General features: G+C 74.1%; 20 protein-coding genes. 7 read left to right on the plus strand and 13 right to left on the minus strand.

Annotation, left to right across the window (positions count from 1 at the left end):
- Window positions 1–11 precede the first annotated feature (11 nt).
- From chvE to VM636_RS21290, 4 genes are all read right to left on the minus strand, one after another.
- Complete coding sequence (chvE, locus tag VM636_RS21275; protein WP_030419710.1) at window positions 12–1118, minus strand: multiple monosaccharide ABC transporter substrate-binding protein; 1107 nt, start codon at window positions 1116–1118, stop codon at window positions 12–14.
- A 185-nt stretch (window positions 1119–1303) separates the two neighbouring features.
- Window positions 1304–2281 carry a hypothetical protein gene (locus VM636_RS21280; protein WP_053912522.1) on the minus strand — a complete coding sequence of 326 codons (978 nt, stop codon included), beginning with the start codon at window positions 2279–2281 and terminating at the stop codon, window positions 1304–1306.
- A gap of 74 nt (window positions 2282–2355) precedes the next feature.
- Window positions 2356–3360, minus strand: a complete 1005-nt coding sequence (locus VM636_RS21285) for an alcohol dehydrogenase catalytic domain-containing protein (RefSeq protein ID WP_053912523.1) — start codon at window positions 3358–3360, stop codon at window positions 2356–2358.
- Window positions 3357–4523 carry a mandelate racemase/muconate lactonizing enzyme family protein gene (locus VM636_RS21290; protein ID WP_053912524.1) on the minus strand — a complete coding sequence of 389 codons (1167 nt, stop codon included), beginning with the start codon at window positions 4521–4523 and terminating at the stop codon, window positions 3357–3359. Before VM636_RS21290 ends, VM636_RS21285 begins: the two co-directional genes overlap by 4 nt.
- Before the next feature lie 225 nt (window positions 4524–4748).
- Between VM636_RS21290 and VM636_RS21295 the strand changes: the two genes are divergently transcribed.
- Window positions 4749–5591 (plus strand): hypothetical protein, encoded by an 843-nt coding sequence (locus VM636_RS21295; protein WP_053912525.1) that lies wholly within the window; start codon window positions 4749–4751, stop codon window positions 5589–5591.
- Between the two features lie 212 nt (window positions 5592–5803).
- Here VM636_RS21295 and VM636_RS21300 read toward each other — a convergent pair whose 3' ends face one another.
- Entirely contained in the window at window positions 5804–6247 is a 444-nt protein-coding gene (locus VM636_RS21300; protein WP_030419705.1) for a MarR family transcriptional regulator, read from the minus strand.
- 131 nt (window positions 6248–6378) lie between these two features.
- Between VM636_RS21300 and VM636_RS21305 the strand changes: the two genes are divergently transcribed.
- From VM636_RS21305 to VM636_RS21315, 3 genes are all read left to right on the plus strand, one after another.
- A complete protein-coding gene (locus tag VM636_RS21305) occupies window positions 6379–7401 on the plus strand; it encodes an NADP-dependent oxidoreductase (RefSeq protein ID WP_030419704.1) in 1023 nt (340 codons plus the stop codon).
- A gap of 298 nt (window positions 7402–7699) precedes the next feature.
- Window positions 7700–8119, plus strand: a complete 420-nt coding sequence (locus tag VM636_RS21310) for an organic hydroperoxide resistance protein (protein ID WP_030419703.1) — start codon at window positions 7700–7702, stop codon at window positions 8117–8119.
- Window positions 8120–8312: 193 nt separating this feature from the next.
- The gene (locus tag VM636_RS21315) at window positions 8313–9218 is read left to right on the plus strand and encodes an EI24 domain-containing protein (protein ID WP_078962473.1); all 906 of its coding nucleotides are present in this window, start codon (window positions 8313–8315) and stop codon (window positions 9216–9218) included.
- A gap of 242 nt (window positions 9219–9460) precedes the next feature.
- Here the strand turns inward: VM636_RS21315 and VM636_RS21320 are convergent, their stop codons facing one another.
- Window positions 9461–10402: an SGNH/GDSL hydrolase family protein gene (locus tag VM636_RS21320; protein ID WP_053912526.1), complete on the minus strand. Its 942-nt coding sequence runs from the start codon at window positions 10400–10402 to the stop codon at window positions 9461–9463.
- Window positions 10403–10696: 294 nt separating this feature from the next.
- Between VM636_RS21320 and VM636_RS21325 the strand changes: the two genes are divergently transcribed.
- Complete coding sequence (locus VM636_RS21325) at window positions 10697–11191, plus strand: DUF3145 domain-containing protein (protein WP_030419700.1); 495 nt, start codon at window positions 10697–10699, stop codon at window positions 11189–11191.
- 84 nt (window positions 11192–11275) lie between these two features.
- Here VM636_RS21325 and VM636_RS21330 read toward each other — a convergent pair whose 3' ends face one another.
- The 5 genes from VM636_RS21330 to fasR all read right to left on the minus strand — a co-directional run bounded on the left by VM636_RS21330 (window position 11276) and on the right by fasR (window position 16277).
- Window positions 11276–12547: a beta-ketoacyl-[acyl-carrier-protein] synthase family protein gene (locus VM636_RS21330; protein ID WP_053912527.1), complete on the minus strand. Its 1272-nt coding sequence runs from the start codon at window positions 12545–12547 to the stop codon at window positions 11276–11278.
- Window positions 12548–12652: 105 nt separating this feature from the next.
- Complete coding sequence (locus VM636_RS21335; protein ID WP_030419698.1) at window positions 12653–12901, minus strand: acyl carrier protein; 249 nt, start codon at window positions 12899–12901, stop codon at window positions 12653–12655.
- A gap of 78 nt (window positions 12902–12979) precedes the next feature.
- A complete protein-coding gene (locus tag VM636_RS21340; RefSeq protein ID WP_030419697.1) occupies window positions 12980–14047 on the minus strand; it encodes a ketoacyl-ACP synthase III in 1068 nt (355 codons plus the stop codon).
- Window positions 14048–14070: 23 nt separating this feature from the next.
- Complete coding sequence (locus VM636_RS21345) at window positions 14071–14982, minus strand: ACP S-malonyltransferase (protein WP_053912528.1); 912 nt, start codon at window positions 14980–14982, stop codon at window positions 14071–14073.
- An 89-nt stretch (window positions 14983–15071) separates the two neighbouring features.
- Entirely contained in the window at window positions 15072–16277 is a 1206-nt protein-coding gene (gene fasR, locus VM636_RS21350) for a fatty acid biosynthesis transcriptional regulator FasR (RefSeq protein WP_030419695.1), read from the minus strand.
- Window positions 16278–16336: 59 nt separating this feature from the next.
- Between fasR and VM636_RS21355 the strand changes: the two genes are divergently transcribed.
- A complete protein-coding gene (locus VM636_RS21355) occupies window positions 16337–16996 on the plus strand; it encodes a pirin family protein (protein WP_338485362.1) in 660 nt (219 codons plus the stop codon).
- Between the two features lie 3 nt (window positions 16997–16999).
- On the opposite strand, the gene VM636_RS21360 is transcribed toward VM636_RS21355, so the two are convergent.
- Window positions 17000–17821, minus strand: a complete 822-nt coding sequence (locus VM636_RS21360; RefSeq protein WP_030419693.1) for a serine hydrolase domain-containing protein — start codon at window positions 17819–17821, stop codon at window positions 17000–17002.
- Between the two features lie 249 nt (window positions 17822–18070).
- On the opposite strand from VM636_RS21360, the gene VM636_RS21365 reads away from it, so the two are divergent.
- Entirely contained in the window at window positions 18071–18550 is a 480-nt protein-coding gene (locus VM636_RS21365; RefSeq protein WP_030419692.1) for a MerR family transcriptional regulator, read from the plus strand.
- 18 nt (window positions 18551–18568) lie between these two features.
- Here VM636_RS21365 and VM636_RS21370 read toward each other — a convergent pair whose 3' ends face one another.
- Window positions 18569–19423 (minus strand): DUF4429 domain-containing protein, encoded by an 855-nt coding sequence (locus tag VM636_RS21370; protein WP_030419691.1) that lies wholly within the window; start codon window positions 19421–19423, stop codon window positions 18569–18571.
- Between the last annotated feature and the right edge of the window lie 19 nt (window positions 19424–19442).

Genomic DNA, 19442 nt, shown 5'->3' on the forward strand with positions numbered 1-19442 from the left:
ATCCGGCCCGGTTACTTGAGGTCGTTCTCGGTGTAGAAGCCGCCGTCGACGAGGATCTTCCGGTAGTTGGACTTGTCGACGCTGACCGGCTGGAGCAGGTAGGCGGGGACGACCTTGGCACCGTTGTCATAGGACGTGGTGTCGTTGACCTCGGGCTTCTTGTCGTTCAGCAGCGCGTCGACCATGCCGGTGGCGACCTTGGCGAGCCGGCGCAGGTCCTTGTAGACGGTCTGCGTCTGCTCGCCCGCCACGATCGACTTGACCGAGGCGATCTCGGCGTCCTGCCCGGTGACGATCGGCATGGGCTTGCCGGCCGAGCCGTAGCCGTCCGACTTCAGGGCGGACAGGATGCCGATGGAGATGCCGTCGTAGGGGGAGAGGACCGCGTCCACCCGGGAGCTGCGGTAGCTCGACGTGAGCAGGTCGTCCATGCGCCTTTGCGCGGTGCCGCCGTCCCAGCGCAGGGTGGTCACCTGGTTCAGCGCGGTCTGCTGGGACCGGACGACCAGCCGGCCCTCGTCCAGGTGGGGCTTGAGGACGTTCATCGCGCCCTGGAAGAAGTACTTGGTGTTGTTGTCGTCGTTGGAGCCGGCGAACAGCTCGATGCTGAACGGGCCCTTCTCGCCCTTCTCCAGGCCGAGCTTGTCGACGATGTAGCCGCCCTGCAGCTCACCCACCTTCTCGTTGTCGAAGGAGGCGTAGTAGTCGACCTCGGTGCCGAGGATCAGCCGGTCGTAGGAGACGACCGGGATGCCGGCGTCCTTCGCCTGCCGCATCACGTTGTCGAGCGACTTGTTGTCGATGGCGGCGACGATCAGGGCCCTCACACCCTGGGTGATCATGTTCTCGATCTGGGAGACCTGCTGGTCCGGGTCGTCCTCGCCGTAGACCAGCCGGGTCTTGTACCCCTTGGCCTTCAGTTCCCTCTCGACGTTGGCACCGTCGGCGATCCAGCGTTCGGAGGACTTCGTCGGCATGGCGATGCCGATGGTGGCGCCGTCCGCGCCCCCCTTGTCCCCCTCGCCGCCGCCCTCGCCGTTCTGGCCGCAGCCGGTCAGGGCGAGGGCGAGGGAGGCGGCCGAGGCGACGGCGGCGAGTGCGGCTCTGCGGTTGCGCATGGTCATCATCCTTGCTGTGGGTGCAGGGCTCGGGCGGGTGGTGCGGAACGCCGTGGTGCGTGAACTCCGGTGGCACGGAAGGCCGGTGGTGCGGGAGAACGGACCGCCGGGGCGGCCGGGGTGGAGCGGCCCAGAACAGGTGTGTGGGATTGTGCGCGACTGTGTGGCCTTTTGTGAAGAGGGTTTCAGGAACGTTGTGACGAGATCGCGAAGCGGCTGAGCGGTCCGGGCAGCCGCGAACCGAGCGGGGCCATCCCCCCGTCCGCGCCGTGCCGGGCCAGCAGGTCCAGGACCAGCCGCCCGCGCCGCACCCGCTCCCGCGCACTCGCCAGCGCGAGTTCCCGCAGGTGGGCGCCGTACGGGTAGATCCCCGGCGCCTTGGCGAGGCCGAACTTGAGGTACACCGGGGCGGCGCGCCGGATCAGTTCGGCCACCTCGTACATGCGCACGTAGCCCCCGAGGTCGTCCGGCGCCTCGACGTAGAGGTCGACCGGCGCGGCCGAAACCCGCCGGATCTCCGTCAGGTGGCACAGCGTCAGATCGCTGGGCACGTTGACCGAGTCGGCGCCGAGCCGCTCGTACACCGCGTACGAGGCCGGGTTGACCGGCCCGACGAGCGCGGAGACCTTGAGCGTGGTGTCGGCGGGCAGGAGACCGGCCGCCCGCGCCCGGTGCAGCGTCCACAGCACGCCCTCGTCGGCGACGAGCAGGCACCGCACACCGAGGCCGGTGGCGCGGACCGCGTCCTCGACGCAGCCGGCGACCGCGTCGTGGCCCCGGGCTCGCGGACCGGCCCCGCCCGCGTCGGTGCGGGTGCCGGCACCGATGTCCCAGGTGCCGCGCGGCCCGGTGAACAGGCAGAGCTCGACGTCCCGTTCGGCCGTGGCGGCGACCATCTCGGCGATCTCGGCGTCGGTCAGCATCCACACGCCGCTGCCCTGGCTGATCCGGTGCACCGGCACCTCCAGCCGCGCGGACTCCTCCAGCACCGCCGCCAGCGCCTCGGGACCCTCGCAGGAGGGCACCTCGGTGCGCCAGCGGCCCCCGCCGGGGAAGGAGTGCGGCGAGGCGTCGGCGGGGTCGGGCGCGGGGGCGGCCAGGCCGAGGGCGGTGAGCACCGGCTCACCGGGCCGGCGGACGGCCGGGGGGGAAACGTCGGGCACGTGGGCTCCTCCGGGGTAGGGGGGGCGGGGCAGGCGTGGCGGTGCCTGCGGGGGTGGGCAGGCGGGCGGGCGGCTCAGGGGCGCAGCAGGACCTTGCCGACGTCCGGGTGTCCGGAGCCGGCCAGGGCGATGGCCCGGGCGAACGCGGACAGCGGCACCTCGTGCGTGACCAGCGGCAGCGGGTCGAGCAGTCCGGCGGCGAACATCCGCACCGCGTGCGCCCAGGCGGCCGGCGGCGCCCCGAAGACGGTCCGCACCTCGAGCTGCCGGACCACCAGGTCGGTGGGGTCGAGGCCGTCGGCGCCCGGCGCCGGGATGCCGGTCAGCACCAGCCGGCCGCCCCGGCGTGGCAGCGCGGCGGCGGTGCGGGCCGCGTCGGCCGACCCGGCGGCCTCGACCACCACGTCGAACCCGCCGGGCAGTTCGCCGCCCCGGGTACGGAAGCCGGTCGCGCCGAAACGCCGGGCCGGCCCCTCCCGCTCCCGGCCGGTGCCGACCACCAGCAACTCCGCCGGGGACGCGGCCCGCAGGAACTGCACCGCGAGCATGCCGAGCGTCCCGGTGCCGACCACGGCGACCCGTTCACCGGGCCGGACCCGCGCCTTCAGCGCGGCGGCGGCGACACAGGCGGCCGGCTCCAGCAGGGCGGCGGCGGTGAGGTCGGCGCCCTCGGGCAGCACGTGCAGCAGCCGGGCCGGCAGGGTCAGCGTCGGCGCCATGGCCCCGGGCCGGGTGAACCCGGTCTCCTCGTACCCGGCGTCGCACAGCGTGGTCTCGCCCGCGTGGCAGCGGTCGCACACCTGGCAGTTGCGGAAGCCCTCGCCGACCACCGCGCGCCCGGCCAGGGACGCCGGTGCCCCGGGGCCGACCCGCTCCACCGTGCCGGACCACTCGTGCCCGGGGACCAGGGGGTAACGGACGTACCCCTCGGGCCGGTTGCCCTCGTAGACCTCGCGGTCGCTGCCGCAGATCCCGACGGCGTGCACCCGCACCAGCGCCTCGCCGGGACCGGGCTCGCGCGGGGTGTGCGGGGCCGCGCGGTGGCGCCCCGGCGCCTCGATAACGATCTCGGTGCTCATGCGCCGCGCTCCCGGGGCCGGCGCTGCTCCCAGCCGTCGGCCCACAGGTCGAACCGGGCCTGCTGCTGGGGGAAGGCGTCCGCCGCGTCGGTGTCCAGCTCCACGCCGAGACCGGGGGCTTCGGGGAGGGCGAAGCAGCCGTCCGCCGGGTCCACCCGCGGGGCGCCCCGGACGACCGCGGAGATCTCCGCGTCGGCGAAGTCGTTGAAGTGCTCCAGGATCTTGAAGTTGGGGGTGGCGAAGCCGAGGTGGAGGCCGGCGGCGGTCAGGACGGACCCACCGACGTTGTGCGGGGCGACGAGCATGTAGTGCGTCTCGGCGGTGGCGGCGAGCTTGCGGGCCTCCCAGATACCGCCGATGTGCCCCACGTCGGGCTGGATGATGTCGGCGGCCTGGCTCTCGAACAGCTCGCGGAACTCGATGCGGTCGTGGACGCGTTCGCCGGTGGCGACCGGGATGTCGACCTTGGCGGCGACCTTCTCCAGCGCCTTGAGGTTCTCCGGCGGGACCGGCTCCTCCAGCCAGGCCGGGCGGAACGGCGCCAGTTCCCGGGCCAGCCGCACGGCGGTGGAGGGGGAGAAGCGGCCGTGCATCTCCAGCATCAGCTCGGTCGCGGGGCCGATGGCGTCCCGTACGGCCTCGATCAACGAGACGGCGTACAGGGTCTGTTCGTGGTCCAGCTCGTAGTGGCCGGTGCCGAAGGGGTCGATCTTCAGCGCCCGGTATCCGCGCTCGACCACCCGCCGGGCGGCCTCGTGGTACGCCTGGGGGGTCCGCTCGGTGGTGTACCAGCCGTTCGCGTACGCCATGACCCGGTCGGTGACCTTCCCGCCGAGCAACTGCCAGACGGGGACGCCGAGGGCCTTGCCCTTGATGTCCCAGCAGGCCATCTCGACCACGGCGATGCCGGACATCACGATCTCCCCGGCCCGGCCGAAGTCCCCGTACTTCATGCGGCGGACCAGGTCCTCGACGGCGAACGGGTCGGAGCCGGCGATGTGGTTGGCCTCCGCCTCCCGCAGATAGCCGAGCAGGGCGTCGGTGTGCCCGAGCATCCGGGTCTCCCCGACCCCCGTGACCCCCTCGTCGGTGTGCACCTGGACGTAGGTCAGGTTCCGCCACGGCGTCCCGACCACGTGTGTGCTGATTCCGGTGATGCGCACGGCGGCAGCCCTTCCCGGTGTTCGAGATTTCGGCACTCGTTCGAAATGCTGGCGAGACAGTAAGGAGGGCGCGGTCGGGGTGTCAACGGGTCGGACACATAACGGTTTCGGCAGTTTCGCCAGCATGCGCAGGGGTGCCGGGGAAGAGGCGTGCCCGCTTTCCCACACAACCTTCACAGGGATGTCTAGGAACCCCACCCGTCCGGAACCTAGCCTTCCCGCGTCATGGACTACTGCCAACCGTGCCGACGGCACCTCAACGGCGCCCTCGCCTGCCCGGGGTGCGGCACCCAGGTCGAACAGCCCACCGCTGTCGGCGCGTTCGCCGCTCCGGGCGAGGAGCGCGCGTCCGGCGGCGCCGGGGGCCCCGGTGACGCCGACGGGGCGGGGGAGCCACCGGGCGCCCCCCGGCCACCGCGCCCCGCGCGGGACGGCGGGGGTGACGAGGGCGGCGGCGCCGCCGGCGGCCATCCGGGCGAAGACCCCGGCGGTGGCGTCACGGACCGCCCCGACGCCGGCCGTCCCGAGGGCGACCGGCCCGGCCGCCGTCGGGACCGCAGGGCCGCCGCGCACCGCCGGCGCAGACGCCGGACCCTGCTGATCACCACCGGCTTCGTCCTGGCAGCCGGGGGACTGAGCCTCGCCGAACTCGGCGTCGACGGACCGGAAAGCACCCCGGCGCCCGCCTCCGTCGGGGACGGGACGGCCGACGGCGGGACCTCCCGGGAGGCCGGCGACCCGGCCCTGCCCGCCGCCGACCGGCACACCGCGGACCCCTCCGGCGTCCCCTCGCCCACCGCGTCCGCCTCCGCCTCGGCCTCCCCGTCGGAGTCGGCCTCCGGCCCGGCGGACCCGTCCCCCGGGGCCGGCGCCTCCGAGACACCGCCGAAGGCCCCGGACACCGAGGAGGCGACGGACGCCCCGCCCCCGCCCCCCGGCTCGGACCCGCAGCCGCCTCCCCGCACCACGCCGGATCCCCCGGCCGTCACGAGCACGCCCCCGGCCCCGCCCCCGCCGTCCCCCGCCCCCTCGGAGACCTGCGACCGCTTCCTGTGGTGGTGCGCCTAGGGTCTTTCGTTGGGATCAGGCCGGATCAGGGAGGGGAGTCCGGTGCCGTGCAGCGCAAGGCGGAGGGGGGCGGCAGGGCGGGGCCCTCACAATCGACGAGAACGCGGCGAGGCGCGGTGCCGGGCCCCGCGAGCCCGGCCTGGTCTCAACGAAAGACCCCAGGGCACGCCCCGGCGGGAGCGCTCCGGCCGGCCCGGCCCCGGGTCCCCCGCTCAGTCCGCCACGATGCGCCGCAGCGCGTCGCGCAGGGCGACCCGTTCCTCCTCCGACAGGCCCGCGAGCGGCTCGCGGGCGAAGTGCAGCGACTCCCGCAGTCCCCGCGCCACCCGGCGCCCCTCCGGCGTGGCCGCCGCGAGCTTGACCCGCCGGTCGCCGGGGTCCGTCAGCCGCTCCACCAGCCCCCGCGCCTCCAGCCGGTCCACGATCCCGGTCACGTTCGACGGCTCGCACCGCAGCTTCCGCGCCAGTCGCCGCATCGGCAGCGGCTCCAGCGAGAGCAGGCTCAGCAGCTTGGCCTGCGCCCCGGTGAGCGCGCGCTCCGCCGCCGCCTCCTCGTAGTCGGCGTGGAAGCGGGCCACGACCTCGCCGATCAGCTCCACGACCTCCAGGGTGAGGGCGTCGGGGCGGCGGGCGGTGCTGCGCTCGGGAGAAGGCATGGGGTCCAGGGTACCCAGGTGTTTGACAACCTGAAATGTTCAGCCGCATGGTTGTTTCAGGTAGTGAAGCATTCGCGGCCGGAGCCGAGCGCCGGCCCGCGGACGCGACCCCCGTGCGGAAAGGCGCCCCGATGACCGACTCCCCCTCCCTCCCCGCCGTCAACCGTGAATGGCACCTCGTCAGCCGTCCGGTCGGCTGGCCCGAGCCGGAGGACTTCGCCCTGGTCGAGGCGGAGGTGCCCGTCCCCGCCGAGGGCCAGGTGCTGGTCCGCAACCGGTACCTCTCGGTCGACCCCTACATGCGCGGCCGCATGAGCGCCGCGAAGTCCTACGTCGCCCCCTTCGAACTGGGCAAGGCGATGCAGGGCGGCGCCGTCGGCGAGGTCGTCGCCTCCGCGGCGGAGGGCTTCGCGCCCGGCGACCACGTGCTGCACTTCCTCGGCTGGCGCGAGTACGCCGTCCTGGACGCCCGGCACGCCGTCCGCGTCGACCCGGACGCGGCCCCGCTCTCCACCTACCTCGGCGTGCTCGGCATGACCGGCCTGACCGCCTACGCGGGACTGCTGCGGGTGGCCGCGCTCCGCGAGGGCGACACCGTCTTCGTCTCCGGCGCGGCCGGCGCCGTCGGCGGCCAGGTCGGCCAGATCGCCCGGCTGAAGGGCGCCTCCCGGGTCGTCGGCTCGGCCGGCTCCGACGCCAAGGTGCGGCTGCTCCTGGACGAGTACGGCTTCGACGCCGCCTTCAACTACAAGGACGCCCCGGTGGCCGAGCAACTGCGCTCCGCCGCCCCCGACGGCGTGGACGTGTACTTCGACAACGTGGGCGGCGACCACCTGGAGGCGGCCATCGGCCGGCTCAACCGGGGCGGCCGGATCGCGGTCTGCGGCATGATCTCGGTCTACAACGCCACCGAGCCCGCCCCCGGCCCGCGCAACCTCGCCCGCCTCATCCAGACCCGCGGCCGGATCGAGGGCTTCCTCGTCGGCGACCACGAGGACCTGCGGCCCCGGTTCGTCGAGGAGGTCGGCGCCTGGGTCCGCTCCGGTGAGCTGAAGTACCACGAGACGGTGGTCGAGGGCGTCGGGAACACCCTCGACGCCTTCCTCGGCGTCCTGCGCGGGGACAACACCGGCAAGATGATCGTCGCGGTCTGACCCGGCCCGTCCAGAGCGAGCGGGTCCCCACGGGGCCTACCGGGCCTGCGGGGCCTGCGGGGCTCACGGGGTCTGCGAGGCCCACCGGGCCCACCGGGCCCACCGGGCCCACCGGGCTCGCCCGGAGGGCTCGGTGGGGCCCGGATGCCGGGCCCGGGGTCTCCGTGTCCGCCGGCCCCGCGCGCCCGCGCCGCGCCCCGCACCCCTTCCCGGGTGTTCCGCGATGCGGTAACGTCTTTCCGAAATCCGTCGTGGTCGTGGGCGCGAGTCACGGCGGACCGAGGAGGAAGACACCCGCATGCCCATCCAGCAGTCCGAGGTCCTCTACACCGCCGTCGCCACCGCCGAGAACGGCCGCGACGGCCGCGTCGCCACCGACGACGGCAGGCTCGACCTGGTCGTCAACCCGCCCAAGGAGATGGGCGGCAGCGGCGCCGGCACCAACCCGGAGCAGCTCTTCGCCGCCGGTTACAGCGCCTGCTTCCAGGGCGCGCTGGCGGTCGTCGCCCGCCAGGAGGGCGTCGACGTCTCCGGCTCGACCGTCACCGCGAAGGTCGGGATCGGCAAGAACGCCGACGGGTTCGGGATCACCGTCGAGATCTCCGCGTCGATCCCCGGACTGGGCGCCGAGGACGCCCGCAGCCTGACGGAGAAGGCCCACCAGGTCTGCCCTTACTCCAAGGCCACCCGCGGCAACATCACCGTCACCCTCGCCTGAGACGGGACCGCTCCGCCCCCCCGGGCCGCCGGGCACGCGGCGTGACCCGCCCGCCCGGCGCGGCACGGCCCCGGAGTCCCGGCGATCCCGTCGTGCGGCCCCCAGGCCCCCGCCGTCCGGGGCCGCGCGACCCCGCGACCCGGGCCGCGCCGTCCCGGACGGGGGCCGCGCGTGCCCCGGTAGAGTTCCGCCCATGCGCGATCTGGGGGCGGGGTTCGGTCATCTCCTCAAAGGCCAGCGGTGGATGGCCCGGCACCGGAAGAACTACGGCTACGGACTCCTGCCCGGTCTGATCACCCTCGTCCTCTACCTCGCGACCCTCGTCGTGCTGATCGTGTGGGGCGCGGACACGGTCGCCTGGGCGACGCCCTTCGCCGACGACTGGGCGAGCCCCTGGGCCGGGATCTTCCGCGGCGTGCTGACCGTGGTGCTGTTCGCGCTCGGCCTGCTCCTGGCCGTCCTCACCTTCACCGCCGTCACCCTGCTCATCGGAAGCCTCTTCTACGACAGCCTCTCCGAGGCCGTCGACCGGGACGTCTCCGCCGACGGCACCGCGCCCGAGTCCGAGCTGTCCTTCTGGCGCGACGTGTGGGTCTCCACCCGGGACAGCCTGCGCATCCTGGTGCGGGCCGCCCTGTGGGGCGTGCTGCTCTTCGCGCTCGGCTTCGTGCCGGTGCTCGGGCAGACCGCCGTGCCGGTGGCGGGGTTCCTCGTCACCGGCTTCTTCCTCAGCGAGGAACTGGCCGCGGGCGCCCTCCAGCGCCGGGGCCTGGAACTGCGCGAGCGGCTGGCGCTGCTGCGCACCCGCAAGCTGCTGGTGTGGGGCTTCGGCACACCGCTGGGCCTGGCCTTCCTGGTGCCGTTCGTCGCGGTCTTCCTGATGCCGGGCGCGGTCGCCGGCGCCACCCTCCTCGCCCGCGACCTGCTCGGCGAGGAGATCCTCGACGGCCCCGCCCACGCGTCCGACGACGACCCCGGCCCTGAGCCCGACGACCCCGCCCACGCCTGCGACGACGACCCCGCCCCCGACGGCGACACCGGACCGCACGGTCACCCGGGCTCCGGCGCGACCGGCCGGACCGCCCACGGACCCGTGTGAAAGGTTCGTACGGACATCCCCCGAATCCTCCCGATCACCGGCCGCAGGCCCCGCGGGGCCACTACGGTCGGACCGTACGGCGTCCCGCGCCACCCGCCCGACGCCCCCGTGGACAGCCCCGGCCCGGCACCTGACGGCCGGGCCGGGGCTCACCCGGCGGACGGCACCGGCACCCGGCCCCCGCCGCCCCGCTCACGGGCCGTGGGCGCCGAGACGGGACGTGCCCGGATTCGCCTCACCCGTCATTCCGGTCCCGGGCGAGCCGCCCCGGGCCGCTCCGCCGTGACCGCGCGGTAGGCGATCTCGGCCAGCCGGGCCTGGCCGTCCACGCTCGGGTGGAACCAGTCCCAGCGGCTGAGCTGCGCGGTGCCGAACCGGTACGCGTACACCGCCCCGTCGTCCGTACGGCACCGCCGGTCCTTCGCGCACACCTCCCGCAGCACCTCGTTGTACGCTTCCACCCGCTCCCGCACGGCGTCGCGCCGCTCGGTCGCCGCCGCGTCCAGCGCGTCCGCGTCGCCCAGCATCGACGGGCACAGGCCGAGCTTCCACACCTGCTTGCCGAGCGCGTTGGTACGCCCCTGGGACCACAGGCGCTTCAGGTCCGGGATGCTCGCCACGTACACCTGTGTCCGCGGCAGCTCCGTGCGCAGGGCGCGCAGCGCCTCCTCGAACTGGGCGCGGAAGTCGGCCACCGGGGTCATCGCCGCGGCCGTGGCCCGGCAGGCGTCGTTGGCCCCGGCCATGACCGTCACCAGCTCCGGCCGGTCCCGCGCCGCCCGGGCCATCTGCGCCGGCAGGTCCGCCATCCGCGAGCCGGTCACCGCGTGGTTCCAGCTCCGCTCCGCCGCCCCCTCAGCGCCCAGCAGCCGCACCGCGAGGCTGTCCACCTCGGCGCTGGTGCCGGTCGCCCACGACACCTCGGGGCAGTCCGACAGGACCGCGCAGGCGTCGAACCCGCGGGTGATCGAGTCGCCCACCGCGGCGACCGACCGCGGGGCCGGGTTCCAGACCGGCGCCGGCTTCGGCGAGGGCGAGGGACGCGCCGTGCCGGAGGCGTCGGAGGAGTCCCCGCCGAGCAGACCGCACCCGGACAGGCCCAGCGCGACGGCGGCCAGGAGCGCGAGCCCGGCGCGCGTGCGGGGGCGGCGCCGGTGCGGCGCCCGCTCCGTCCCGTCGTCCATGGGGTGCCCTCCCTCGACTGCCGCGACCGCCCGCCGGCCGCCCTCCGCCGGCCCGGCCGGCTTCCACCGTGCTCAACCCATGACACCGCGCCAGGGTTCCCGAGCGCCTCCGGATGCGCCCGCGCACACCCGTACAAGCGTCCTGCCGGGTGAATGAGGGCGGTTTCCCGGCGGTGGGACCGACGGTACGTCACACTCCTTGCGCCGTCGCACGGTAGCCTCGCCCTCATGTGGCCCCCGAGGCCACGGCCGTCCCGCCCGTTGTGAGATGTCCCGCTCAGCCCGGAGGTTCCGGTGACGACACGTGGAGTTCTGTACGTGCACTCCGCGCCGCGCGCGCTCTGCCCGCACGTCGAGTGGGCCGTCGCGGGGGTGCTCGGCACGCGCGTCAGCCTGGACTGGATCCGGCAGCCCGCCTCGCCCGGCACCTGGCGTTCGGAGTTCTCCTGGCAGGGCCGGGCCGGCACCGCCTCCCAGCTCGCCTCCGCCCTGCGCGGCTGGCAGCTCCTGCGCTTCGAGGTGACCGCCGAGCCGTCCGCCAACGCCGAGGGCGAGCGGTACAGCTGCACCCCCGACCTCGGCATCTTCCACGCCGTCACCGGCATCCACGGCGACATCCTCATCCCCGAGGACCGGCTGCGCGCCGCCCTGGTGCGCTCCCAGGCCGGCGAGACCGACCTGGAGGCCGAGATCGCCAAGCTCCTCGGCAAGCCCTGGGACGACGAACTGGAGCCCTTCCGCTACGCCGGTGAGGGCGCCCCCGTGCGCTGGCTCCACCAGGTCGTCTGATCCCGGCGGGGTCGCCCGGCCCCGGACGCGACAGTGGCCCGCCCCCCTTCCCGGGGAGCGGGCCACTCGTGGTCACGGGGGCGCTCAGACCGTCCGGAACGCCAGCACCACGTTGTGCCCGCCGAAGCCGAACGAGTCGTTCAGCGCGGCGATACGGCCCTCGGCGGGCAGCGCGCGCGCCTCGCCCCGCACGATGTCGGCGGTGGCCGCGGCCTCCGGGTCGAGGTCGTCGACGTTGATGGTCGGCGGCGCCGTCCGGTGGTACAGCGCGAGGACCGTCGCGACCGACTCCACGCCGCCCGCGCCACCGAGGAGGTGACCGGTCATCGACTTGGTGCCGGAGACCGCGAAGTGGTCCGTGTCGTCGCCGAAGACCTTGCGCAGCGCCTTCAGCTCGGCGATGTCACCGGCCGGCGTCGAGGTGGCGTGCGCGTTGACGTGCACGATCTCGGCCGGGTCCAGGTCGGTGCGCTCCAGCAGGTGCTGGAGGGCGTGCGAGATGCCGCGGCCCTCCGGCTCCGGCTGCACGATGTCGTGGGAGTCGGCGGAGATGCCCTGGCCGACCGCCTCCGCGTAGACGCGGGCGCCGCGCGCGGCGGCGTGCTCGGCGGACTCCAGGACCAGGACGCCGGCGCCCTCGCCGAGGACGAAGCCGTCCCGCTTGGTGTCGAAGGGGCGCGAGGCGCCCTGCGGGTCGTCGTTGTTCTTGGACATCGCCATCATGTTGCCGAACGCGGCGATGGGCAGCGGGTGGATCGCCGCCTCCGTGCCGCCCGCGACGACCACGTCGGCCCGGCCGGAGCGGATCATCTCGATGGCGTAGCCGATGGCCTCCGCGCCCGACGCGCAGGCCGAGACCGGGGTGTGCACGCCCGCGCGGGCGCCCACGGCCAGACCGACGTTGGCGGAGGGGCCGTTCGGCATCAGCATGGGCACGGTGTGCGGGGAGACGCGGCGGACGCCCTTCTCCTTCAGCACGTCGTACTGGTCGAGGAGGGTCGTCACCCCGCCGATGCCGGAGGCGATGACCGCGCCGAGCCGGTCGGGGTCGACGCTCGGGTCCTCACCGGCCTTGCCGGTGAAGCCGGCGTCCTTCCACGCCTCCTGGGACGCGATCAGCGCGAACTGCGCCGAGCGGTCCAGCCGGCGGGCCTGCGGCCGGGGGATGACCTCGGTCGGTTCCACGGCGACCCGGGCGGCGATGCGGACCGCCTGGTCGGCGGCCCACTCCTCCTCCAGCGGCTTGACGCCGGACCGGCCTGCGACCAGGCCCTCCCAGGTAGAGGCCGCGTCGCCACCCAGCGGTGTGGTTGCGCCGATACCGGTGACGACCACGGTGCGATTGGTCGAGCTCACGGGAATTCTTTCTCCAACGGATACGGGATTCGTACGGCGCCACCGCCGGGTGGCGGGGCAGTGCGGCCCAGGACGGGACCCGGGCCGTGCCCGGGTGACCGGGGGTCAGCCCTGGTGCTTGAGGATGTACTCGGTGGCGTCGCCGACCGTCTTCAGGTTCTTGACGTCCTCGTCCGGGATCTTGACGTCGAAGCGCTCCTCGGCGGCGACGACGACCTCGACCATGGACAGCGAGTCGACGTCCAGGTCGTCGGTGAAGGACTTGTCGAGCTTCACGTCCTCGGTGGGGATACCGGCGATCTCGTTCACGATCTCGGCGAGACCGGCGACGATCTCTTCCTGGGTGGCGGCCATGGCGGCGCTCCTTCGTAGATTTCCAGAGGGTGTGGCAAAAGGTTCCGTGCCGGACCGGGTGATCCGGAGCGGAGGTGCCTAGGGGAGGGTAACGACCGTCGCGGCGTAGACGAGACCCGCCCCGAAGCCGATGACGAGCGCGGTGTCGCCGCTCTTCGCCTCGCCGGTCGCCAGGAGCCGCTCCATCGCGAGCGGGATCGAGGCGGCCGAGGTGTTGCCGGTGGTGCGGATGTCACGCGCGACCGTGACGTGCTCCGGCAGCTTCAGCGTCTTCACCATCGAGTCGATGATCCGCACGTTGGCCTGGTGCGGGATGAAGACGTCCAGGTCGTCCGGGCTGATCCCGGCCGCGTCCAGCGCCTGCTGGGCGACCTTCGCCATCTCGAACACGGCCCAGCGGAACACCGCCTGGCCCTCCTGCGTGATCGCAGGAAACTTGACGTTGCCCTCGCTGTCGAGGGGGAGGCCGGTGACGTCGCCGGTGGGGGCGCCCTCGCCGGAGCCGGTCCGCAGGTGGGGGACGAAACGGTCCCACGGGACCGTCTGCTTGATCGTTTCGGCCTTGTCGCCCTCGGAACCCCACACCGTCGGGCCGATCGCCGGCTCCTTGGAAGGGCCGACCACGACCGCGCCCGCGCCGTCGCCGAAGAGGAAGGCCGTCGCCCGGTCCTCCAGGTCGGTCAGGTCGGAGAGCCGCTCCACGCCGATGACGAGGACGTACTCCGCGGAACCCTCGACGACCATGCCCTTGGCGAGGGTCAGTCCGTAACCGAAGCCCGCGCAGCCGGCCGAGATGTCGAAGGCGGCGGCCCTGTTCGTGCCCAGCCGGTCGGCGATCTCGGTGGCGACGGCCGGGGTCTGGCTGAAGTGCGACACCGTCGAGACGACCACGGCGCCGATCTGCCCGGCGTCGATCCCGGCGTCCGCGATGGCCTTGCCGGACGCCTCGACCGACATCGCGGCGACCGTCTCCTCCGGCGAGGCCCAGTGCCGCGTCTCGATGCCGGAGCGCGAGCGGATCCACTCGTCGGACGAGTCGATCGTCTCCAGGATCACCTCGTTGGGCACCACCCGGGTCGGGCGGTAGCCGCCCACCCCGAGGATGCGCGCGTACGGGGCTCCCTTGCCGGGCTTGATCTTCGCCATGTGCGGTCGGCTCCTTCGGGGCGTCAGGCGTGTTCGGCGACGAGTTCGCGCGCCGCGTCGAGGTCGGCGGGGGTCTTCAGGGCCAGCGTCGTGACGCCGGGCAGCGCGCGCTTGGCCAGACCGGTCAGCGTGCCGCCGGGGCACACCTCGATCAGCGCCGTGACGCCCAGTTCCTTGAACGTCTCCATGCACAGGTCCCAGCGGACCGGGTTGGCGACCTGCCCGACGAGGCGCTCCAGCACCTCGGCGCCGGTGGCCACGGCCTTCCCGTCCTTGTTGGACACGTACGTGAGCGCCGGGTCGGCGGGCGTCAGGGCGCGGGCGGCCTCGGCCAGTTCGGCCACGGCGGGCGCCATGTGGTGGGTGTGGAAGGCGCCCGCGACCTTCAGCGGGACGACCTTGCGCACGCCCTCGGGCTTGTCCTCGGCCAGCGCCGCGAGCTGCGCGACGGTGCCGGCGGCGACGATCTGGCCGGCGCCGTTCACGTTCGCCGGGGTCAGACCGAGCTTCTCCAGGTGGGCCACGCTCACCTCCGGGTCGCCGCCGAGCAGCGCCGACATGCCGGTCTCGGTGACCGCGGCGGCCTCGGCCATGGCCAGGCCCCGGCGGCGGACGAGGGACAGCGCGGCGCCGTCGTCGAGCACGCCCGCGAAGGCGGCGGCGGTGATCTCGCCGACGCTGTGGCCGGCGACCGCGCCCGGCGCGATGTCACCGAGTGCCGCGGCGGAGAGCAGACCGGCGGCGACCAGCAGCGGCTGCGCGACGGCCGTGTCACGGATCTCCTCGGCGTCGGCCTTCGTCCCGTAGTGGACGAGGTCGAGGCCGATGGCGTCGGACCACGCGGCGACGCGGTCCTGCGCGCCGGGGAGGGCGAGCCAGTCAGTCAGGAAGCCGGGCGTCTGGGCACCCTGGCCGGGAGCGACGAGTACGAGCACTCTCACACTCTCTCTTGAGGACGGCCACGGCCGCCCGTGAGGACAAGGACGAAGAACACGAGGGGGTTTTGTGGGTCTTCCACAAAAGCCTAGAGTTGCGGATCTCCATCGGCCAGGCGCCCCAGGATCAGCGCGATCCGCAGTGTGAAGGCCGACCGTACATCAGAGGGTGACCAGCCGGTGACGTCTGTCACACGTCGGAGCCGGTAGCGCACGGTATTGGGGTGAACGAAGAGCATCCTGGCGGCGCCCTCCAGACTGCTCGCCTGCTCCAGATAGACGCTCAGCGTCTCCAGCAGAGCGGCCCCGGCCTCCTCCAGCGGTCTGTAGATCTCCTCCACCAGTTGCTCGCGCGCCGCCGGGTCCGAGGCGATCGCGCGCTCCGGCAGCAGATCGTCGGCGAGCACCGGGCGCGGGGCGTCCTGCCAGGCGGTGCACGCCTTGAGCCCGGCGGCGGCGGCCTGCGCGGACCGGGTCGCGGCCAGCAGGTCCGGCACCACCGGACCGGCCACCACCGGTCCCTGCGCGAACGGCCCGATCAGCGACTTCGCCACCCCCAGCGGGTTGTCGCTGCCGCCCGCGATCACCACGAGCCGGTCGCCGAGCACACCCGTCAGCACCTGGAGCTTGGCGTGCCGGGCGGCCCGCCGGATCGCCTCCACCGTCAGCTCGGAGTCCCCGTTGGGCGCGGTGCCCAGCACCACGCACACGTGCTCCGGCGAGTTCCAGCCGAGGGCGGCGGCCCGGGAGACGGCGCCCTCGTCGGCCTCCCCGCTCAGCACCGCGTTCACCACCAGCGACTCCAGCCGCGCGTCCCAGGCACCGCGTGCCTCGGCGGCCTGGGCGTACACCTGGGCGGTGGCGAAGGCGATCTCCCGCGCGTACACCAGCAGCGCCTCGCGCAGCACCGACTCGTCGCCGGGGGCGGCCACCTCGTCGATGGCCGTCTCCATCACCTCGATGGTGGTGCGCACCATCTCGACGGTCTGCCGCAGCGTGATCGCCCGGGTCAGCTCGCGCGGCGCGGTGCCGAACACGTCGGTGGAGATGGCCTGCGGGGCGTCGGGACGCCGGAACCACTCCGTGAAGGCGGCGATGCCCGCCTGGGCGACGAGCCCGATCCAGGAACGGTTCTCCGGGGGCATCGCCCGGTACCAGGGCAGCGTCTCGTCCATCCGTGCGATCGCCTGCGCGGCGAGCGACCCGGAGGACTTCTCCAGTCGCTTCAGGGTCGCGGCATGGGGATGGGGGGACGGCACGGAGGCTCCGGGCTTGCCGGTTTCGGGTTCGGGCACGTGGACAAGACTGCCTTATCAGGACGGGCGCGGGTGCCGCCGGGTCTACGGTGGGACCCGTGACGGACATACGGCGCGCCGACGAGCGCTACCCCGGGGGCGAGCCGGCGGCCGGCATCGAGACGCGGCACGCCTTCTCCTTCGGCCCCCACTACGACCCGGACAACCTCCGCTTCGGGTCACTGATCGCGTGCAACGAGGAGCGCCTCGCGCCCGGCGCGGGCTTCGACGAACACCCGCACAGCCACACCGAGATCGTCACGTGGGTGGTCGAGGGCGAGCTGACCCACCGGGACAGCACCGGCCGCAAGACCGTGGTGCGCCCCGGGGACGTGCAGCGGCTGAGCGCCGCCTCCGGTGTGCGGCACGTGGAACGCAACGACGGGACGGCGCCCCTGACCTTCGTCCAGATGTGGCTCGCCCCGCGCGAGTCCGGCGGCACCCCGGCCTACGAGACCGTCCGCGCCCTGCCCGACACCGTCCCCTTCCCGGTGCCGGAGGCGGGGGCCGTCCTCCACGTCCGCCGCCTGGCACCGGGCGGGCACACGGACCTGCCGGCCGCCCCGTACCTCTACGTCCACGTCGTGCGCGGCACCGTGCGCCTGGCCGGCGGGACGCTCGGGCCCGGCGACGCGGCCCGCCTCGTGGACGCCGGGTCCCCGCGGGCGACGGCGACGGCGCCCGCGGAACTGCTGGCCTGGGCGATGACCGTGCGGTGACCCTCAGCCCCGCGCCTCGGCCAGGACCGCGTCGGTGAAGGGGGGCCACGCCTCGACGGCCCACGGGCCGAAGGGGCGGTCGGTCAGGGACGCGCAGGCCAGGCCCGCGTCCGGGTCGATCCACAGGAACGTGCCGGACTGGCCGAAGTGGCCGAAGGTGCGGGGCGAGGACGAGGCGCCCGTCCAGTGCGGGGACTTGCCGTCGCGGATCTCGAAGCCGAGGCCCCAGTCGTTGGGGTTCTGGTGGCCGTAGCCCGGCAGCACGCCCTTGGTGCCCGGGTACTGCACGGTCATCGCCTCCGCGACGGTGCGCGGGTCCAGCAGGCGCGGCGCCTGCACCTCGGCGGCGAAGCGCAGCAGGTCCTCCACCGTGGAGACGCCGTCCTTCGCGGGGGAGCCGTCCAGCGAGGTCGAGGTCATGCCGAGCGGCTCCAGCACCGCCTGGCGGGCGTACTCGGCGAACGGCATCTCGGCGGCCCGCGCGATGTGCTCCCCGAGCCGCTCGAAACCCGCGTTGGAGTACAGCCGGCGCTCCCCGGGGGCGAAGCTCGCGCGGTGCTCGTCGAAGGCCAGGCCGGAGGTGTGGGCGAGCAGGTGGCGGACGGTCGACCCGGGCGGACCGGCCGGCTCGTCCAGCTCGACGGCGCCCTCCTCGTAGGCGACGAGCGCGGCGTAGGCCGCGAGCGGCTTGGTGACCGAGGCGAGCGGGAAACGCCGCCCCGCCGGGCCGTGGGTGCCCAGGACGGTGCCGTCGGCGCGGACGGCACCCGCCGCGGCGGTGGGAACCGGCCAGTTCTCGATCAGGGCGAGGCTCTTCAGCGACATGGCACCGAGCCTAGGCGGCCCGCGGACACCGCCGTGTCGAGGGGTCGGGGTCCCGGGGGAAACCGAGGGCGTCGCCCGTCGCCGGAGGAAGGCGCGGCACCGCCGCCGCGCACCCCGGCACCGCACGGTGTACGGGACCCGTGCCCCGCACGCCACCGAGCCCGGACCCGGCCGTCCCGCCTGCCGCCGGGGACGGTTTCCGACCGAGCCGCTTGCCTGGAGCGCACTCCAACGTCCTAGCGTGGGTCCATGACGGTGATGCAGACCGCGGCCGGAACCCGGCCCAACGCCACCAGAACAGATCGCCGCTCCGCCGGGCCGCCGCGCCCCCCGCGCCCCGACGGACAGGACCGCTACACCATCAGCGAGGTCGCCGCGCTGACCGGCCTGTCGGCCCACACCCTGCGCTGGTACGAGCGGATCGGGCTGATGTCCCACATCGACCGCTCGCACACCGGGCAGCGGCGCTACACCAATGCCGACCTCGACTGGCTCGACCTCGTCGGCAAGCTGCGCCTGACCGGCATGCCGGTCGCGGACATGGTCCGCTACGCGGAGCTGGTCCGCGCCGGGGAGAGCACCTACGGGCAGCGGCGCGAACTCCTGGAGTCCACCCGGGGGGACGTGCTCAAGCGGATCGCGGAACTCCGGGAGACCCTCGCCGTGCTCGACCTGAAGATCGACTTCTACGGGGACCTGGAACGCGTCCGGGACCGGGAGGCGACCTGACGCGCCGCCCGGCGCCGCCTACAGCTCCGCCAGCAACTGCGCCTTCTTCGAGGAGAACTCCTCGTCCGTCACCAGCCCCGCCCGGTGCAGCTCCCCGAGGTGGCGGATGCGCTCCGCGATGTCCGAGGGGTCGCGCCGCGGCGCCGGCACCACGACGGGTGCCGGCGCCGCCGCGCCCCGCTCCCGGACCGCGGCCAGCACCGCCGCCGCGAAGGGCAGCGACTCGTGCACCGGCCCGTACCCGAGCGCGAAGACGACGGCCGCCGGGTCCTGGTCGGCCCGCGGGTCGGCCGGCTCCCCGTCCCGGGGCAGCAGCCGCAGATGACCCTCCAGCGCCTCGGGGGAGCGCCACTCCACCCCGCCGAGGCCGGCGACCGGGAAGCTCTGGTCGCCGGCCTTCCACTTCGCCGACGAGGCGCCCGTCCAGGACCAGCGGAACCGCACCGACGTGCCGTCGAAGGACGCCTTCCCGTCGTACGCCTTGAACCGCCGGGGCCCCTCGGGCGCCGCGACCAGGTACCGCTCGGCCGGCTCCGGCCCGGCGACGCGGGCGCGCAGCTCGCCGGCGAAGCGCTCGGCGTCGTCCTCCCGGTCGGCGGGCAGCACCAGCCGGTACGGGTCGTAGCCCTCCTTGAGCTGTCCCGCGGCGGCCTCCATCAGCGGGTCGGCGCCGGGCCGCGGTTCGGCGCGCAGTACCACGGTGCCGCGTCTGCCGGGCGTCAGCGCCACCCCGGCGATCGCCTCCAGGGGCACACGGCGTTCCCCCAGGGCCTGGAAGAGTCTGGGTGTGCGCATCCCCCGTTCGTAGCGGATGAGCACGGAGTCGGACCCGAACTCCCAGGCGGCGTGAAATCCGGCCAGTACGTCACCCATGCGGCTCATCGTATGCGGC

This window comes from Streptomyces sp. SCSIO 75703, assembly GCF_036607905.1.
GTDB lineage: Bacteria > Actinomycetota > Actinomycetes > Streptomycetales > Streptomycetaceae > Streptomyces.

What these genes read in the sequence shown, in the direction of transcription:
- VM636_RS21285 (WP_053912523.1), bottom strand. Translation starts at nt 3,360, where the DNA reads ATGAGCACCGAGATCGTTATCGAGGCGCCGGGGCGCCACCGCGCGGCC.
- VM636_RS21335 (WP_030419698.1), bottom strand. Translation starts at nt 12,901, where the DNA reads ATGGCCGCCACCCAGGAAGAGATCGTCGCCGGTCTCGCCGAGATCGTG.
- VM636_RS21365 (WP_030419692.1), top strand. Translation starts at nt 18,071, where the DNA reads ATGACGGTGATGCAGACCGCGGCCGGAACCCGGCCCAACGCCACCAGA.
- chvE (WP_030419710.1), bottom strand. Translation starts at nt 1,118, where the DNA reads ATGCGCAACCGCAGAGCCGCACTCGCCGCCGTCGCCTCGGCCGCCTCC.
- VM636_RS21305 (WP_030419704.1), top strand. Translation starts at nt 6,379, where the DNA reads ATGACCGACTCCCCCTCCCTCCCCGCCGTCAACCGTGAATGGCACCTC.
- VM636_RS21295 (WP_053912525.1), top strand. Translation starts at nt 4,749, where the DNA reads ATGGACTACTGCCAACCGTGCCGACGGCACCTCAACGGCGCCCTCGCC.
- VM636_RS21320 (WP_053912526.1), bottom strand. Translation starts at nt 10,402, where the DNA reads ATGGACGACGGGACGGAGCGGGCGCCGCACCGGCGCCGCCCCCGCACG.
- VM636_RS21370 (WP_030419691.1), bottom strand. Translation starts at nt 19,423, where the DNA reads ATGGGTGACGTACTGGCCGGATTTCACGCCGCCTGGGAGTTCGGGTCC.
- VM636_RS21340 (WP_030419697.1), bottom strand. Translation starts at nt 14,047, where the DNA reads ATGGCGAAGATCAAGCCCGGCAAGGGAGCCCCGTACGCGCGCATCCTC.
- VM636_RS21300 (WP_030419705.1), bottom strand. Translation starts at nt 6,247, where the DNA reads ATGCCTTCTCCCGAGCGCAGCACCGCCCGCCGCCCCGACGCCCTCACC.
- VM636_RS21315 (WP_078962473.1), top strand. Translation starts at nt 8,313, where the DNA reads ATGCGCGATCTGGGGGCGGGGTTCGGTCATCTCCTCAAAGGCCAGCGG.
- VM636_RS21310 (WP_030419703.1), top strand. Translation starts at nt 7,700, where the DNA reads ATGCCCATCCAGCAGTCCGAGGTCCTCTACACCGCCGTCGCCACCGCC.
- VM636_RS21360 (WP_030419693.1), bottom strand. Translation starts at nt 17,821, where the DNA reads ATGTCGCTGAAGAGCCTCGCCCTGATCGAGAACTGGCCGGTTCCCACC.